This window comes from Candidatus Chryseopegocella kryptomonas (assembly GCF_001536065.1).
GTDB classification, from domain to species: Bacteria; Bacteroidota; Ignavibacteria; order Kryptoniales; family Kryptoniaceae; genus Kryptonium; species Kryptonium kryptomonas.
The window spans coordinates 1-17749 of the sequence record NZ_CZVW01000007.1 but is presented as its reverse complement, the minus strand read 5'-3'; the positions used below and the strand labels follow the sequence as shown (position 1 = coordinate 17749).

At 35.5% G+C, this 17749-nt stretch carries 13 protein-coding genes; 1 reads left to right on the top strand and 12 read right to left on the bottom strand.

Features of this window, described 5'->3' with window-relative positions; all coding sequences use genetic code 11:
- Positions 1 to 14: 14 nt before the first annotated feature.
- The 12 genes from AWW83_RS03950 to AWW83_RS03895 form a co-directional block, all read right to left on the bottom strand.
- Complete coding sequence (locus AWW83_RS03950; RefSeq protein WP_092348831.1) at positions 15 to 2297, bottom strand: efflux RND transporter permease subunit; 2283 nt, start codon at positions 2295 to 2297, stop codon at positions 15 to 17.
- 14 nt (positions 2298 to 2311) lie between these two features.
- Positions 2312 to 2890, bottom strand: coding sequence for a TetR/AcrR family transcriptional regulator (locus tag AWW83_RS03945; RefSeq protein WP_234697240.1), 579 nt, complete (start codon positions 2888 to 2890; stop codon positions 2312 to 2314).
- Positions 2891 to 3050: 160 nt separating this feature from the next.
- On the bottom strand, positions 3051 to 5456 hold the full coding sequence (locus tag AWW83_RS03940; RefSeq protein WP_092348829.1) for an alpha/beta hydrolase family protein: 2406 nt from the start codon (positions 5454 to 5456) through the stop codon (positions 3051 to 3053).
- A 16-nt stretch (positions 5457 to 5472) separates the two neighbouring features.
- Positions 5473 to 7956 carry a DUF5916 domain-containing protein gene (locus AWW83_RS03935; RefSeq protein ID WP_092348825.1) on the bottom strand — a complete coding sequence of 828 codons (2484 nt, stop codon included), beginning with the start codon at positions 7954 to 7956 and terminating at the stop codon, positions 5473 to 5475.
- On the bottom strand, positions 7919 to 9403 hold the full coding sequence (locus tag AWW83_RS03930) for a CCA tRNA nucleotidyltransferase (protein ID WP_092348822.1): 1485 nt from the start codon (positions 9401 to 9403) through the stop codon (positions 7919 to 7921). The genes AWW83_RS03935 and AWW83_RS03930 overlap by 38 nt, the downstream gene beginning before the upstream one ends.
- Before the next feature lie 31 nt (positions 9404 to 9434).
- The gene (locus AWW83_RS03925; protein ID WP_092348819.1) at positions 9435 to 10451 is read right to left on the bottom strand and encodes a Gfo/Idh/MocA family protein; all 1017 of its coding nucleotides are present in this window, start codon (positions 10449 to 10451) and stop codon (positions 9435 to 9437) included.
- Positions 10452 to 10455: 4 nt separating this feature from the next.
- On the bottom strand, positions 10456 to 12420 hold the full coding sequence (locus AWW83_RS03920; protein WP_092348816.1) for a type IX secretion system plug protein: 1965 nt from the start codon (positions 12418 to 12420) through the stop codon (positions 10456 to 10458).
- 21 nt (positions 12421 to 12441) lie between these two features.
- Positions 12442 to 13596: a baeRF10 domain-containing protein gene (locus AWW83_RS03915; RefSeq protein WP_092348813.1), complete on the bottom strand. Its 1155-nt coding sequence runs from the start codon at positions 13594 to 13596 to the stop codon at positions 12442 to 12444.
- 27 nt (positions 13597 to 13623) lie between these two features.
- On the bottom strand, positions 13624 to 14304 hold the full coding sequence (locus AWW83_RS03910; protein ID WP_092348810.1) for a rhomboid family intramembrane serine protease: 681 nt from the start codon (positions 14302 to 14304) through the stop codon (positions 13624 to 13626).
- Positions 14291 to 15592 carry a (Fe-S)-binding protein gene (locus tag AWW83_RS03905; RefSeq protein WP_092348807.1) on the bottom strand — a complete coding sequence of 434 codons (1302 nt, stop codon included), beginning with the start codon at positions 15590 to 15592 and terminating at the stop codon, positions 14291 to 14293. The genes AWW83_RS03910 and AWW83_RS03905 overlap by 14 nt, the downstream gene beginning before the upstream one ends.
- A gap of 18 nt (positions 15593 to 15610) precedes the next feature.
- The gene (gene glcD, locus AWW83_RS03900; protein ID WP_092348804.1) at positions 15611 to 17062 is read right to left on the bottom strand and encodes a glycolate oxidase subunit GlcD; all 1452 of its coding nucleotides are present in this window, start codon (positions 17060 to 17062) and stop codon (positions 15611 to 15613) included.
- A gap of 116 nt (positions 17063 to 17178) precedes the next feature.
- Positions 17179 to 17481 carry a DUF2085 domain-containing protein gene (locus AWW83_RS03895; protein WP_268761455.1) on the bottom strand — a complete coding sequence of 101 codons (303 nt, stop codon included), beginning with the start codon at positions 17479 to 17481 and terminating at the stop codon, positions 17179 to 17181.
- Between the two features lie 10 nt (positions 17482 to 17491).
- Between AWW83_RS03895 and AWW83_RS10220 the strand changes: the two genes are divergently transcribed.
- The gene (locus AWW83_RS10220; protein ID WP_092349119.1) at positions 17492 to 17677 is read left to right on the top strand and encodes a cation:proton antiporter regulatory subunit; all 186 of its coding nucleotides are present in this window, start codon (positions 17492 to 17494) and stop codon (positions 17675 to 17677) included.
- The last annotated feature ends 72 nt before the right edge of the window (positions 17678 to 17749 follow it).

Here is a 17749-nt window from a genome sequence, read left to right as displayed (position 1 = left end):
TTCCACCGCAGATTTTATTTTTGATTTATTTCAGCAAAAACTTCTCTTTCTATTTTTTCCGCCTTTAATTTTTCAAGAAACTTTGGCTTAAAAATCAAAATTATCGTTGGCATTAAAATCAATGTCGCACCGCCTGAAAGAAACATCGTTAGCAAAATCATAATCCCGAACCTTTGAAGTGGAATCACGCTTGCGAAAACAAGCACAAAAAATCCAAGTGCAACAGATAGAACATTTATCAAAATAGCAATTCCCGTTGTGCCAAGAACTTTGCTTATCGCCATTTCAAACGAATCACTTTCTTTAAGTTCAACTTTCAACCTGTTCATAAAGTGAATTGAATAATCAATCCCCATCCCAAGCGAAACACCAGCAATTAAAACAGTCGCTATATCAAGCGGAATCCCGTAATATCCCATAAATCCATAGATGACCACAATCGTCAAAGAAACTGGAACAATCCCGATCAACCCACCCCAAAATGACTTCAATAAAACAACCATTATAGCAAAGACAAAAATCAGAGAGAAAATCAAACTTTGAATTTGGCTTCTTATTATCGCATCATCAAGATGCTTATAAATTAACGGCATACCTGTTTGCTTAAACTCAACAAAACCTTTATTGTTTGCACTGTTAAAATACTTCTCAATTTGCTCAACGATTTTTGAAATTTTTGTGGAACTCTCATAAGTCACCATCGCCTGAATCAACGCTTCATCTTTATCTGGTGAAACAAGTTGCGAAAAAATTTCTTCGCCTTCAACCAGAAACATTAAATTAGAAACTTTTTCCCTTGTATCGGGAATCTTTTTGCCCTCGCCCATTACATAGTTCATCTCTTCAATTATATCCACTATTGATTGTGGATTATGAACATTTGGCATTGCCTTTAAAAATTCTTCAACCTTTTTCATCTCTTTCAGAACCTCTGGACTCTGAATATCACCTTTAACAAGTATATAAAGAGGCAACGAACCACCGAAATTTTTCTTCAACATTTCTTCAGTGGCTCTCACATTCGTCTGCGGTTTGAAATACTCAAGTATGCTTACCTCTCTATTTATTTTGAAAATCCCAATTACACTTGCAAGCACGAATACGAAAGTTAAAATCAAAATCACATATCTTGCTTTTGAAACTGCTTTGACAATTTTAAATTGAAACTCGTTATTAGTTTTCTTCTTTGAAACTCTATCCGTCTTCCCCTCCCATTTCAAAAAAGAAAGAATAGAAGGGAGAAGTGTTAACGAAATTACAAGAGCATATAAAACTCCAACACTTGTAAAAATCCCAAACTCCTTTATCATTATCAAATACGAGCCAAATACAAACGACATAAATCCAGCCATCGTTGTAATTCCAGCCAGAAACACAGCCAATCCAACTTCGGATAGAGCAACTTTTGAACGCTCTTTAACATCAAGAATGCCAATGTCTTCTCTAAATTTGTTCACAATGTGGATTCCATATGCACTTCCGATCGCAGTCAAAATTACTGGGATAGTATTTGAAATTATCGTCAAAGGTATTTTCAAAATCGCCATCGTCCCAAAAGTCCACACAACGCTTAACGCAACCGCAAGAAAAGGAATTACAACGCCTCTTATATTTTTAAAACTCAAAAACAAAATAATCACGATAACAAGTCCAACAAGTGGAGTTAAAATCTTCAAATCATCAATTATCATTTCATTCATATCAATCATCTGAAAAGGCAAACCCCCAAAATAAACTTTTTCCTTCAAATTTTCCGCATCAACCACTTTTTTAATCTCACGAGCAACTTTTACCTTATCAACGCCATCGCTTAATCTACACATAATCAAGGTAACTTTTCCATCCTTTGAGACAAGATTTTTATACAAATCTTTTGAAAGAACATATTTTTTGAGTTCTCTTAAACTTTGCTTGTCCGTCGGGACTTCCGAAATTAACTTTCCAATTTCAATGCCTTCATCAGTTCCCTTTATATCAATTGCATTTGTTAAACTCATAACATATGAAACCCCATCAACATATCTCAATTTTTCGGTTAAATTATAAATCGCTTTCAATGTTTCATATTTGAAAACATCATCGGATTCAATTGCGACAATCGCCGTTAAATTCCCACCGTATTTATTTCCGATGTATTTTGAGAGTTTTACCGCTTCATCTGATTCAGGAAGATAGGAAACAAAATCGGAATTTATTTTTAAATTTTTGATTGAATAGGCAAAGAGGAGAGTCAAAATTAGGATTAGTGAAATTAACATCCATCTGTATTTTATGACAAAATTTGCAAATTTTCCCATTTTGACTCCAGAGTTTATTTTTTAACTATGCCATAAAACAAGACATCAAGCAAATTATCAATGTCTTTCTCGCTCCATCTTATGTTTCCCTGAAAAATCCACGACTCAAATCCTTTCAATGCTATCAAAATCGCAAGTGCAGTCATCTCAACATCTTTCACATTAAAGACACCTCTTTTAACTCCATCGGACAAAATTTTGCTTATAGTTTGTATTTCCTCCTCATCGTATTTCCTTCTGAACTTTTCAATGAATTTAAAATTTTCAAGGTATTCATCTTTGAGTGCGCTGTAAAAGTTTGCAAGCTGTCTCAAAGCTTTCATTCTGGTTATCACATAAGCCCGAAGTTTACCTTGTGGAGTATCTTCTTGGGACATTGCTTTTTCAATTTTTTCACGCAGAAGGTCTGCCTCCTGCTCAATTACCGCTTGAAAAACTTCCTCTTTGCTCTGGAAGTAATAATAAAGCGAGCTTTTCGCTTTTTTTATCGCTTTTGCTATTTCATCCATAGTTGTTTTTTTGAACCCGAATTTTGCAAAAATTTCTCTCGCTATCTCAACTATTTCACTCTTTGTTTTCTCAACATCGATCATTTGAATTTTTGACCAGTTTGTTTTTTCGGTCGAAAATATAAAAATGAAAATTTAAAAAGTCAAGTTTACAGCCCGATTCTCTAAAGTGATCTTGGGAGAATAAAAGGGCAGGTTAAAAATAAAAAAGGGAAGGGCTTGAAAAACCCTCCCCTTTTAAGAATTAATCAAGAAAGAAATCAAACTGTGGAAACTTCGCAATTTTAAGTTTTAGTTTATCTTTGAGATTTGAAACCTTGAAAGAAAGTTTCAATGGATAGTATTTGTTCTCGCCTTTTGTGCTGACATTTATCTTAAAATCTCCGCTCAAAATCGCCTTAACACCGCTTACCTCAACGGGAAAACCAGACGGATAAATTTTATTACCTTCGGGGTCAAATACGGTAAAGTCATTCACTGAAATATCAAAAGGTTTTGCTTCTTCATTTGCCTTGAATAAAATTTCAACTTCAATAAATTTTTCTGATGTGTCAAATCCAGCGTAATTAACATTTTTATTTGCCCTGACAACCTTAACACTCCAACCATCAGAATTAACCCATTCATCAATGCGAACAATTGCTTTTTTCTCAGGTTCAATTCCAAGAAGATATTTGTTAAACCAATCAAGACAGCGATAAAATTCATCAATTCTATGATTTGGTTCTCTAAAGCCGTGACCTTCGCGAGGATAACGAACAAATTCAACTGTCTTACCAAGATGTTTCAACGCTTGATACATCTCTTTTGAATTGCTTATAAATGTATTCGGATCTTCATCCCCGTGCATTATCAAAACAGGAGTTTTTATGTTCTTAACATAGTAAAATGGTGAACGTTCAAGATAAATTTTGAGATTGTTCCAATAGTAATCGCCAAGATAATCTGGTTCCCAGCTTGGAAGATAGGAATTGCTGTAATCAGTTATCAAATTAAATATACCAAACATTGAAACCGCTGCTTTGAATCTATCGGTTTGAGTTATAGCCCAATTCGTCATATATCCACCGTAACTTCCACCAAATATCCCAATTTTGTTTTCATCTGCAATTTTAAGCTCTTTGATGATGTAATCAATTCCAGCCATTATATCTTTGAAATCGCCACCGCCGAGATCTTTAAAATTAGAAATTCCAAATTTATTTGAATAACCGGAGCTCCCGCGGAAATTTGGCGCAAAAACAAGATAACCTTCGTTAGCCCAAACCTGTAAATTGTAATACTGGCGAAGTATATTTTGAATCCTTCCATAAGGTCCACCGTGAACAGCAACAAGCATTGGATATTTTTTGCCTGGTTCAAAATTAACCGGCTTGACAAGAATTCCCTCAATCACCCATCCATCAAAACTTTTCCATTTTATAACAGTTTGTTCTCCAAATGTGAAGTTTTCAAGTTGAGGATTCAGGTTTGTTAATTTTTTTAATTCTCCGTTTTTGAATATAAACACATCTGGCGCGCTCGCTTTATCTTCCAAAAGTAGAGCAATCGCACCATCGTTATTTGAAATTGCCATGTCCCCATAAACTTTTTCACCGCCGAGAAACTCTTTTACCTCGCCATTTACAGCAGAAATCAAATAAACATGCGTATAAACACCGCTTGCAGTTCTTGCGTAAATTTTTTCAGGTTGCGATTTTGAAAATTCATATCCAACAATTCCAAGGTCAAATTTTTCAGTTAAATTTTTCATCTCACCTGTTTGAGGATTCACGATGAAAAGTTCTTCTTGAGAATATGTAAATTTCGGATCAAGATCCGCAACGCAGGCGATAAATCTTCCGTCGGGAGACCATTTCGGCTGTCTTTCACCCCCCGGTCTTGTTGTAAGTTGCCTTGCCTTACCCGACTCAACTTCAAAAATCCACAAATCAAACTTTTTCCCATCGTCAATATCACCTGTATAATTTGTGTTATAAACAACGAATTTTCCATCTAGCGAGATATCAAATTCACTAACCCCGTAATCCCCAACAAAAACTTTTCTCTCTTTCTTTGATTTAACATCAACAAGATAAAACTCTTTGCGATACTTTTCTTTATCTACAACTGTCGGATCAAATTTTAACTTTTTATCTCGCTCTTTTTTCTCTTTTTCTGGCTTTGGCAATGTCTCCTGTGTAAGATAAAGTATGCTTTTGCCATCGGGCATCCAGTTAAATGAAATTACTCCCTCCGGAGCATTTGTTAATTTATAAGCTTCTCCACCGTCAATGGGTAATAGCCATATTTGAGTTTTTACTTCCTTTTCATCTCCGGCGGCTTTTCTATCGGATAAAAAAGCAATAATTTTCCCATCAGGTGAAAATTTAGGCATTCGTTCGTCCTCTTTTGAAAATGTTAACTGCTTGACTTCCCCTGTTTCGGTTGAAACAATGTAAAGATCAGTCCTGTATTTGCTTTCTTCAAAATCAGCTTTTGATAAAACAAAAACGACAAATTTCCCATCTGGAGAGATGTCAATTTGAGATGGGACATTAATTGAAAGCATGTCTTTAATTGTGAATTTCATCTTTTGAACTTGAGACCAAACAGAGACCCCGAAAGATGTGAAAAGTATTAATAAAAACAGAATGATTTTTTTTCTCATAACAATGCCTCCTTTTTTAGATTATTATTCCGTGTGTTAATTTGAGATAAATTCCATTTACAGCCGGGACTTTAAATGTCTGTGCAATATCCCTTCGCAAACTTGTAAAGTAATTTCCTTCTCTTCCATTTCTTGATTGAGTTATAACGAAATACAAAACACTTCCAGTTTTATACTCCCATCTCAAGATAAAATTCAAATTAAAAGATTGCAAATTAAAATCTGGATTTCCAGCGTAATCGTAAGGTGTTAAAATTTCCGGTGTCTTTAAAAGTTTGAAATTTTGATAATGTCCCTTCGCTATGAAAGTTTGAGCGTAAATTTGCAAAGTTAAATCACGTGTAAATGTTATCGTGCCACGCAATGTCAAATCAAATTCATCTGTTGTTCTATCAGCGAAAATGCTATATAAACTATCTCCAACTGTTAAATTATCAACCCATGCCTCTTCATTTCGGACAAATCTAAATTGATTGTTTATTTCAAATTCAACCCAATCCGCAGGTCTAAAAGTTATTCCAAACTCAAACCTATTTTGCCATCTTCTAACATCATCTTTTTCAATAAACCCCCATTCCCCAAATCCATATTCAAAGTCAAAGATAACATTTTTCCTTGAATCTGTCCTCAAACTAAAATTGACATTATATCTACTTTTTCCAAGATACAATCCATTTCCCCTTGTTTCTCTATCATCATAAACACGCCAAGGGCTGTAAAATCCGAAAATTGAAAAACTCCAATAATTTAAAAATTCAGTCATCTGATCAAAGCCGATTCCACGCATAATTGTTGCCCTATCAAAGTTCCATCTGTAATTATATCTTACGCCAGCGTAAAATCTTCTTATTATCCAGAATGGTCTTACATCCTGTTTAAATCTGAACTCTGTTGATCCGCCGTGATCGTTGTCCCTTGAGAAATAGCCAACATCGTTTATATAAAAACCTTTTGCGGTGTAATCATAATTTGTTGAATAGAGAAAATTTTCACCCGCTATTTTTGCTATTGAAATTCTTCCCGCAGTTGCAGGTTTCCCGTCGTTATGAGATGTTTTTGAGAAGACAAAAAATCCATCAAAACTATAAGTATTATTCAAAAATCTCAATCCCCAGTCAACGCCACCCGTCGTTGCTGGCAATCTCCCATCTTTTGCGACATTTGTTAAAATCAATCCAATTGCCGAGTTATTCATAACATCTTTTTGCAATCTTAAAACAGAATAATTTGCAAGTGGCTCAACAACTGAACTAAATTCGTTTCCAAGTGAATCCGATACAATTGCTTTTTCAGGGCTTGTCAAAGCATTTATGAAGCCAAGTGCAAGCCCATTTTGAGTTTTACCTGTTAATTTAATGGCATTAAGAATTTTTGTTCGCTCTGGGAAATAGACAATTTTCCCACCTTCCGGGATATCTGGAAACCCAGACGGTTTTTTTCCTATCCTTCGTGAGTAGAAAATTTGCATACCTTGAAATCTTCTGCCCCCACCCCTTCCACCCGGGGCACCAAATGTGAAAAATTGAGAACCATCAGTGAAAAATTGCCTTTTCTCTGGATAAAATGTTTCATAAGTTGTTAAGTTAAGAACAACCTGGTCTGCTTCAACTTGACTGAAATCTGGATTCACGGTTGCATTTAAAACAAAATCATTGCTGATTTTATATCTGAAATCAACTCCGATATCAAACTTTATATCCCTTGTTCTTGAATTAAGTTCTGATTCAGGTCGGAATATAACCTTTGGCGCAGTGTAAGGGTAAATCTCAAGTCCCTTCGCCGAATTAATCGTTTTGATCCCGATCAAGTGTCCAATTTTTGAAACACGCCCCGTTTCCTTTTTTGAGATAAATGCCCACTGAATTAATTCTTTTTTCCTGCTTATATATCTTTCAAAGTTAATTCCCCATTCCTTATCGGTTGAAAATCTCAAAATCGCAAATGGAATTTTAACTTCACAAATCCAGCCAATTTCCGTGATCTTAACAGCAGAGTCCCAAATCCCATCCCATTCATTATCAAATCTTGAACCATCACCTGTGATAATTCCATCAACTTTAACGCCTGCGGAATTTACGGAGAAAAAATAAGCATTTTTATGGTCGTGAAATGTATCAAGAATGATGTTAATTTTATCACTTTCAATATCTCTGTCTCTCCTTGTCAATCGTGAGACAATTTTATCCGGCTCAGAATCGTAAAGAATAAAACCAAAATAAATAGCGTTATCGTCATATAAAATTTTAACTTCTGTTCTTTCGCTTGGATTTTGTCCCTCGTAAGGTTCAAGTTGAACGAAATCAGTTATTGAAATTGCATTCTCCCATGCTTTTTCAGATAAGATACCGTCAACTTTTATGCTTTCATCTGTTTTAAATGCGGTTGCGACTTTGTTCTGAAAATTGTGCGAAAAAAGTTTCGCATAAAGAATTAACAACGAAATAAATAAAAGAAATTTTGCTCTAACCGATGTGCTTTTCTTCTTTCTTTCCCTGTTCATATTCAGCAATTATTTTGTCCTTTATTTTCATAAGATATTCAAATGCTTTGTCGTGGTCATTTGGAATTATTCCTTCAAGAATTGCTTCTTCTATCGCTTTTTTTAGACGACCAACAAGAGGTCCAGGGTTCAAGCCAAGCGCCTGCATTATCTCATTCCCATTAACAGGCGATTTAAAAGCTCTTAATCTATCCTTTTCTTCCACTTCCTTAATTCTTTGAACGACGATATCATAATTTCTTGAGTATTCTTGAACAAGTTTCGGGTTTCGTGTGGTTATATCTGCTCTGCAAAGTTTTATCAGATCATCAAGGTCTTCGCCAGCTTGAACTATCAATCTTCTTATCGCTGAATCTGTGACGCTTTCATCAACCAAAGCCATTGGTCTGAGGTGCAAGCGAACAAGTTTTTCAACATATTTTGATTTGTCAAGTGGAAGTTTCATCCTTCTGAAAATTGAGCGAACCATTTTTGCGCCAAGAATATCGTGACCGTAAAAAGTCCAACCGACGCCTTCTTTAAATGCTTTCGTCCTCGGCTTTGCTATATCGTGAAATAAACCTGCAAGACGAAGCCATACATTATCCGTGACTCGTGCGAGATTGTCAACAACCTGACAAGTATGCTGAAATACATCTTTATGATGATACCGTGCGGTGTTTTCATCTTCGGAACTCGTCCTTTGCTCCGTCCCTTCAAGTTCCGCAACTTCTGGAAGAATAATTCGCATCAAACTTGTCTCCTGCATCAATTTTAAACCAATTGATGGCTTATCTGACATCATTATTTTCAAAAATTCATCCGTTATCCTTTCTTGTGAAACAATGCTTATTCTGTCTTTCATCTTTTTTATCGCTTCAAATGTCCTTTCCTCAATTTGAAATTCAAGTTGAGATGCAAATCTTATCGCTCTCATCATTCGCAATGGGTCATCGTCAAATGTTCGCTCTGGGTCAAGCGGGGTTCTGATTATTTTATTTTTTAAATCTTCTCTACCGTTAAATGGGTCAATTATCTTTCCGAATGTTTCTTCATTTATTGAAACGGCAATCGCATTTATCGTAAAATCCCTTCGTGCAAGGTCATCGTCAAGAGTTCCATCTTCAACTATTGGTTTTCGTGAATCCTTGCGATAACTTTCTTTTCTTGCTCCGACAAATTCAATTTTTCTATCATCAAGCATTATCATTGCAGTTCTAAACTGTGCATAAACCGTGACTTTTTTACCGAAGTATTTCGCAACTATCTTCGCAAATTTTAATCCCTCACCTATGACGAGAAAATCAACATCTTTAACTTCTTTCCCAAGCAAAAGGTCTCTCACATATCCACCGACGACATACGCTTCAAATTTATTTTCATCCGCAATTTTCCCAACGGTTTTAACAAGTTCATCTTTTATCTCAATTCTATCTTCTGTAAAGTTTTTCGCAACAGGAAATGTCATAACTTAAAATTAAATTTGTTTTCAATTTCGCTCAAACATCAAAAGACATTTTTTCTCTGACGATTTTCTGCTGTTTTTCAATTTCAGAGATAATTTTAAATGCAACTTCAAGCGAGCGTTTGCCATCTTCCGCATCCACAATCACTGGTTTATCGTGTAAAATTGAGTCAATGAATGATGTAAGTTCCATTTCAATTGGATTAACATTTTTGACCTCTGGTTGTTCATAAACAATTTTCTTTCGCTTTGCTCCTTCATTTATAGAACCGAGAAGATAGGTTGGCTCAACGCTTTCATCATCTTCATCAACAAGCCGAAATATCTCCGCAATTCCTTGAAGAAAATCAATTGATATATACGCATTCTTTTGGAAAATTCGCATTTTTCTTTCATTCTTTCTTGAAATTCTACTTGCAGTGACATTTGCAATGCATCCATTTTCAAATTGAATTCTCGCATTCGCAATATCTATTGAATCAGAGATAACCGCAACACCGCTTGCTCTTATTTCATAAATTTGGCTTTTCACAAGATTTAAAATTATGTCAATATCGTGAATCATCAAATCAAGAATAACTGCAACATCCGTTCCACGGGGTTTAAACTGTGCGAGACGATGCGTTTCTATAAAAACAGGATTTATATTATAGCCAGAAAGAGAAAGCAAAGCAGGGTTAAATCTTTCAACATGTCCGACTTGAACTTTCAAATTTTTTTCACGAGAAAGTTTAATTATTTCATCCGCTCCTTCAATTGTGTCGGTTATCGGCTTTTCAATGAAAGTGTGAATTCCTCTGTTAAGACAATAAAGAGCGATATCCCTGTGCGTTGTTGTTGGCGTTGCTATTACAACCGCTTTGACATTGTCAAGAAGTTGATCAAGCGTTTGAAAACTTTTAACACCAATTTCACCAGCAATTTTCTTTGCCCTTTCCTCGTTTATATCATAAACACCGACGAAATTAGCACTTTGAATTCCAGATAAAATTCTTGCGTGAATACTTCCAAGATAACCAACGCCAATAATCCCTATATCAATTTTTTCCATAGACCTAACCTTCTATTTTTGCAAATCCAACAATTCTATCAAATCCACCAAATTGAACATCTCTATAATAAACAACGATGTAATAAGCATTTTTCGTTTGCCAGTCGTTCCCTTCAAGTTCAAACCAATCAATCACAATAACATCATCCTTGCTTGCGTCATAATAGCCAACAACATATTGATAATCATAAATTCCACGCTTTAACCATTTTTTCACGAAGTAATAATTTCTCAAAGGGTCATATTTCAAAACATCTTCAACGCTTGGTTTCCAATTGTTGAAACAACCAACGATGAAGATATCTCCTTTAATTTTTTGCTCTGTTTCTTTATCAACTTCAAGACGGAAATTTACTTCAAGATAATCTGAATACATACCTTCATCAACAATTTTACATCCGCCGTTCATATCTTGTTCGCCTTGCCAAAATTTTCTGACTTTATCAACTCCGCCAACGGGGATGACTGGATAACCATTTGGATAAATTTTTTCGCTTCTAATATCAATTTGTCTGTATTCATTCAATGGATAAATGTTCCAGATTTTGAAAATTCTTGTTTCAGATGGGAAACCGCTGACATATGTGAATTTCTTTCGCTCATTAAAATCAACACGATACGGATAATAAATTTTCCAGTTTTCGTAAATATCAACCGTTGTTATGTAATACCAATTTAGGGAATCGGGAATTGAGACCTCAATATCAATTTGATTGACATAATTTTTAAAATCTGCTTTTTCTCCGAGCAACACCTTACTTAATCTCGCATTTACATCTGTTAATTTATCAACTACAATAAATCTTCCGCTCGCATAAACGATGGTATCTGCGTTTCTGTCATAAATCTCAAAAATATAATTTCCCGAATACGGGAATTGAACTATTCCGTCGGGATCGGGGAAAATGTTTTTAAAGTGGAAGTTATAACCTTTGATTCCTTTTTCAGCGACGGTATAATTTAGATAAAGCGTTTTGCTATGGAAAAAACTTTGAACGAAGATGTTTTCCGTCCTTCGCCAATTTCTATCACAATGGTAAAAACGAATCCCAAGATCGGGAACAGTTTTATATTTGACATCAAATTCTATCACAATGTAATCATTTGCAGTATTTGGCTCACCATTCCAGAGAGTGTCAAATCTTACAATTATCGGCGGATAAATCTCATCCTCGTAACTATAAACTCTCAAACCTTTAATTTCAACCTTATCTTGTGCGGATAAAAAATTAACAAATGCAAAAAACAAAACCAAAATTTTCAAGATTACGCCAGATTTTTCAACACCAGAAATAAATTTTTCAAGAAGTTTCCTCAACTCGCTTACAGAATAAACAACAAAATCAGGTTTTAAACTTATAACTTTTTCCTTTCCGTATGAATCCCAAAGTGCAGAGATGACTTTAACACCTGCTTCTTTTCCCGCTTTCACATCGCTTACTGCATCTCCGACAAGAATTGCTTCATCGGGAGTTAGAGCAAGTTCATCAAGTATTTTCTTAATCCCTTCGCCAGATGGTTTGTGAAATTTCACATCATCACCAGTTATGATAATGTCAAAAAAATCCGTAAGACCAAGTTTTTCAAGCGTTATAGAAGTCGTGATCTTTCCTTTTCCAGTGAAAATTGCAAGTTTTAAACCTTTTGATTTCAAAAACGAAAGCAAATCTTTTATGCCTTCATAAACCCGTGCTTTATGGTGATTGCTTCTGTAATATTCGTAAAATTCCTCAACCGCAACTTTTACAAACTCATCAAAATTTTTCTTAACATTTTCATCTTCCGAAAGTTCAAGAAGTTTTCTTATCCCACCTTCTTCAGGCGGTCCGAAAAATTGAGTTGTGATCTCTTCTGGTGTGAATATCTTGCCAGTGTATTTTTTCGCAATGTAGTTGAATGTTTCAAAAATTAGTTCGTTCGTCTGTGCAATTGTTCCGTCAAGATCAAAAATTACGCATTTTATTTTCAATTCCCATCAAAAATTTATTTTTCAAACTGTCATCTTCATTACACCACGATGCCTTAACAAAGCACCGATGCCTTCCTGATTTAATTCACCTGAATAAAACACGGGATAAATTTCGGCATTTTTTTCAGTTGCGACATCAATAACTTTAAAAACTATGTTCGGCACACGGATAAGGTTAGTTCCACAATTTGGACATTTATCTTCTTTCAAAGCAAGGAAATTACAAGACGGGCAATACTTACCTGAATATGAGAAATCAAGATTGAAAACAAGTTTGCTAACATTTGCTTCGTTCAACGCTCTTATCGTGTCTTTAATTCCGATAACTGCCATTTCAGATGTTTTTGAACTTGCATGCGTTCTTATTTGCTCAATCAATTTTTTCTCGTTTTCCATTTCAATCTTTTTTTCAAGTTCAAGCGACTTTCTCAAAACATCGCTTTCTTTCGCATCAATTGGAAGATGAAACGAGCCAGAATAAACTTTTTTAAGGTAAGGATGAAGTTGCTCAACAAATTGGTTTATATCTTCTTGCTTTGCTCCAACGAAAAGAAGATCAAATTTTTCGCCCTGATAAATTTCCAGAAGTTTATCTGAAATTTTTTTGTAATGTTCAATGATTTTGTTCTCTTGATACTCTGTCACTCTTGACTCATCAAATCCACGATAACCAGCGATTTTAATTCGCTTTGGCGTTTCGTCGTAAATTTCTTCCTTCAAAACTATCTCATTTCCGAAAATTTGAAAAATTTTTGCTTTGCGATGATCAAAAATGACGGTGCAGATTTTGTGAAGTTTTGACATTATTATAAGAAGCGGGCGAATATATGGGTTTTTATCAACGACGAACAAATTTGAGGGCGAAACATTTAACTCATAGACCTGCCAAAAGTTTTCCTTTGAACAGGAGAAAATCACTATTCCCTTGTTTTTGGTTATGTCAAGATTTTGAGAAATGTAAAGTTCCATCTTTTTTATATCTTCAAGCACATCGTTAAACTCCCTTTTCCCTTCAAACTCTGATTTTTTCTCTTTAATGAGGTCTTTAAAGATGACTTCAATTTCCTTTTTTGAAAATTTGCTTCCATCTGTGTTAAGATAGAGCGAGGAAACGAGACAAGATTTTGGTTGGAAGTTTTTCAATTCTTTTAACTGTTTTTCAGAATTGATCAGCATAGAAACCTCCCTTTTGAGTTTTTGTTTCTAAAAACGCCTTCGCCTGACGAGGAAAAACGCAATCAAAGCGCCTGTTATAAATCCTCCGATGTGAGCCCACCAAGCAACTCCGCCAGTTGTCGCATAACTTGCTGCTCCAAGCGAAGCAATGCCGTTGAAAAATTGAAGAATGAACCAGAAAGCGAGAAAGAAAAACGCAGAAACCTCAATCAAATCAAAGAAAAAGAAAATCGGAATAAGGGTTATAACTCTTGAATGAGGGAAGAGAATAAAATAAGCGCCGAGAACACCCGAGATCGCACCGCTTGCACCAACCGTTGGAATTTCAGAATGCGGATTTGTATAAACATGGGCATAAGCTGCTGCAAAGCCACAAACGAGATAGAAAAGTAAAAATTTGAAATGCCCTAATCTATCTTCAACATTATCCCCGAAAACCCACAGATAAAGCATATTTCCAATTAAATGCATCCACCCACCGTGTAAAAACATTGATGTCAGAAATGGATAATAAATTAACAAAAATGGAGCGACGGATTCCTTTAACTCAAAATATGTCGCCGGGACAACTCCAAACACATCAAAAAACTCCGATAAACTTTCACCAAGCGAAAGCTCAAAAAGGAAAATCAAAACATTTAAAACAATCAAAGTAACCGTCACAATAGGATAAGTTCTTGATGGAATTGTATCTTTAAGCGGTATCAACTTTCTCCTCCATAGATTTTTTTGACAATTTATATGCAAGATTTAAAATTGTGACGGGATGCATTACTTTGATATTTGCGTTTGCTTTTTTAAGTCCGTATTCAATTTGTGCGTGACATCCAGGATTTGCGGTCAAAACAATTTCAGCATTCGTTTCAAGTATATTTTTTATCTTTCGCTCAAGTATTTTCATTGAGTCCTCATACCTTAAAATGTTGTAAATCCCCGCACTTCCACAGCACCAGGTTGATTCATTAAGCTCAACAAAATCAATTCCATTCAAAGATTTGATAATTTTTCTCGGTTGCGCCGTTATTCTCTGCGTGTGCGCAAGATGACAGGCATCGTGATATGTGACTTTTAAATTTAATTCAACATCTGGCCTTTTGAAATCAATTTCGCACAAGAACTCATTAACATCTTTTGTCAATCTACTTATATTTTCGGCTTTTTCACGAAATTCTTTATCATCTTCAAACAATTCACCATACTCTTTCATAAATGCGCCACATCCAGCGGAATTAACAACGATAGCATCAAGTTTATACTTTGAGAAGGCAACTATATTTTTCTTTGCAAGTTTTTTTGCAGTTTCAATATCTCCGTAATGAGCCATAACCGAACCACAGCAGACCTGCTCTTTGGGGATATAAACTTCACAATTATTTTCAAGCAAAACTTCAACCGTGTCAATGTTAATTTTTGAATACATCACATTCATAAAACAACCTGTAAGAAAGCCGACTTTATACTTCGCTTCTCCATTTGGCTTCAAAACCTCTGGAAGAATCTCATCTGAAAACTTATCCGAAATTTCAGGGGCAAGTTCTTCAATTTGGAGCAATTTTTTCGGAATGATTTCGTAAAGCCCAAAATTAAACGCAAGTGGTTTCAATTTTTTCTGATAAAATCTCACAATTCGTGCGAAAAATTTAAACAGAGAATTTGATGCGAAAACAAATTTAAAAATTAACTTCTTCATAAACGCCTGCTTATCTTTACCGAGCTTAAAAATTTTAATTCGTGCGGATTCAACAATCTTTCCATATTTCACGCCAGCAGGGCAAACCGTTTGACATGCTTGACAGTCAAGACAAAAATACATCTCGTTTATAAAATCTTCGGTGAGTGGCAAATTTCCATCTTCAACTTCCTTCACAAGCCGTATCCTTCCTCTTGGGGATGACTTTTCAAGAAATGTTAAATTATAAGTTGGACAAACGGGAAGACACATACCACAATGCATACATTGGATTATAAGTTCTGGTGGAATTTTCAAGTCAAACATAGCCCGCTTCTTTTTATTTCAAACCCATAAATCTTTGTATTTTTCAATTTCCTCCCTTGAAAGAGGAAGACGACCTTCACAGCGTGGATTTATTAGGTCAAAAATTTTTCCAGGATTTAAAACTCCATTTGGATCAAGTGCTCTTTTTATCTTTCTCATAAATTCAATTCCAGCTTCGTTATATTGCTTTTCAAGAAATCTTCTTTTCGCAAGTCCAACCCCGTGCTCACCTGTTATCGTCCCGCCAAGTTTCAAAGCGAAATCAAAAATTTCCTCAAACGCTTGTTCAACTCTTTTCATTTCCTCTTTGTCTCTTTCATCCGTCAAAGCGGTCGGATGTAGATTTCCATCTCCAGCGTGACCGAAATTTCCGATTATGATTTGATATTTATTTGCAATCTCTTGAATTTTTTCAACCATCTCTGGGACAAAGCTTCTTGGGACGGTTGCATCTTCAAGTATAGTTGTCGGCTTAACACGAGCAAGCGCCGCAAACGCAGAGCGTCTTGCTGTTTTTAAATTCATTGCTTCAGTTTCTGAATTTGCAACTTTTAAATCCGTTGCGTTATTTTTTCTGCAAATCTCTTCTATCTTTCGGGCTTCTTCATCAACCTGCGCCGGATGTCCATCAACCTCAATCAACAGCAAAGCTCCTACATTTGTCGGCAATCCAAGATGTGCATAATCTTCAACGCATTTTATAGTCACATTGTCAAGAAATTCAAGCGTCGCCGGCGTGATATGATTTGCAATTATGTCTGAAACAGTTTTGCCCGCAGTTTTGATTGAATCAAAGAAAGCAAGCATAGTTCTTGAAGATTGTGGCTTCGGGATAAGTTTGAGCAAAATTTTCGTAAACACCGCAAGTGTTCCTTCCGAACCTATCAAAACATCTTTGAGGTTATATCCAGCTACATCTTTGACATTCTTCCCTCCGATGTTAAGTATTTCACCTGTTGGGAGGACGACTTCAAGACCGAGAACATAGTTTTTTGTAACTCCATATTTCAAACCCCTTAAACCGCCTGCATTTTCAGCCACATTCCCACCTATTGTTGAAATTGTCATACTTCCAGGATCAGGCGGATAAAATAAACCTTTCCTTTCAACTTCTTGATGAAGTTGCGCTGTAATAACCCCTGGCTCAACAAGCGCTGTTAAATTCTCTGTGTCTATCTCAATAATTTTTCTCCATCTGTTCATCAAAAGAATTATCGTATTAGGTAGTGGGACTGCGCCACCGCTTAAACCTGTCCCCGAACCACGGGGAACAACACCAAAATTTTCCTCATTGGCAAGTTTCAAAATCTGCGAAATATCCTCCGTTGTTCGTGGAATTACAATCGCCTCAGGTAAGCTTGCCAAACTTGGCGTGGCATCGTAAGAATAGGTAATTTTATTCTCTATTGAAGTTAAAACATTTTCTCGCCCGACGATCTCTTCAAGCCGTTTAATTACCCTTGCATCCATAAGCAACCAAATTTTTTCTCAATTTAAAGATAAAAAACTTAAACCCAAATGTCAAACGCTCAAAAAGCGTCTTCAACTATCAATATAAAATAAATCCAAAACTTTAACAAGAAGTTTTATTTCCTCCCAAACATATTCACAATCTGCGAAGATAAAACAAAACCAGCAATTCCACCAAGCCAGAGCGAAGCAAAAAGTTTAAAAGTTAAAATTTCAACATTTAAAAATTTTTCAAGCAAAAATTCAACAAGCGATGGAATCAAAGCGAGAACGAGAAAGAAATTGCTCTTTTTCAAAAGATTTTCCTCATAAACAAACCACGAAATCACCGAACCAAGTAGAGCACCAAGATATATCAAACTGCATCTTGAACAAACTGCAAGTTTTACGCCGTAAATGTAAAAACTTCTTGAATCAATCTGATGACAGATCGGTTTAAATGCTGAATTAAATCTTAAAAGTCAAACAGGAGCATGGATCGTTGCGGTTCAGCGTGGTGAAGAAATTTTCGCTAACCCATCTTCTGATTTTGTTTTAAATGAAGGCGATATGATCGTGATGCTCGGGAAAAGAGACGAAATTGAAAAAGCGATTGAATTTCTTGATGAGATTTAACAGGAGAGAAAAAGTCGTTTATCTTTTTGTCTTGCTTTTTGCAATTGTTTGGAACTTTCTCGTTTTAAGCCC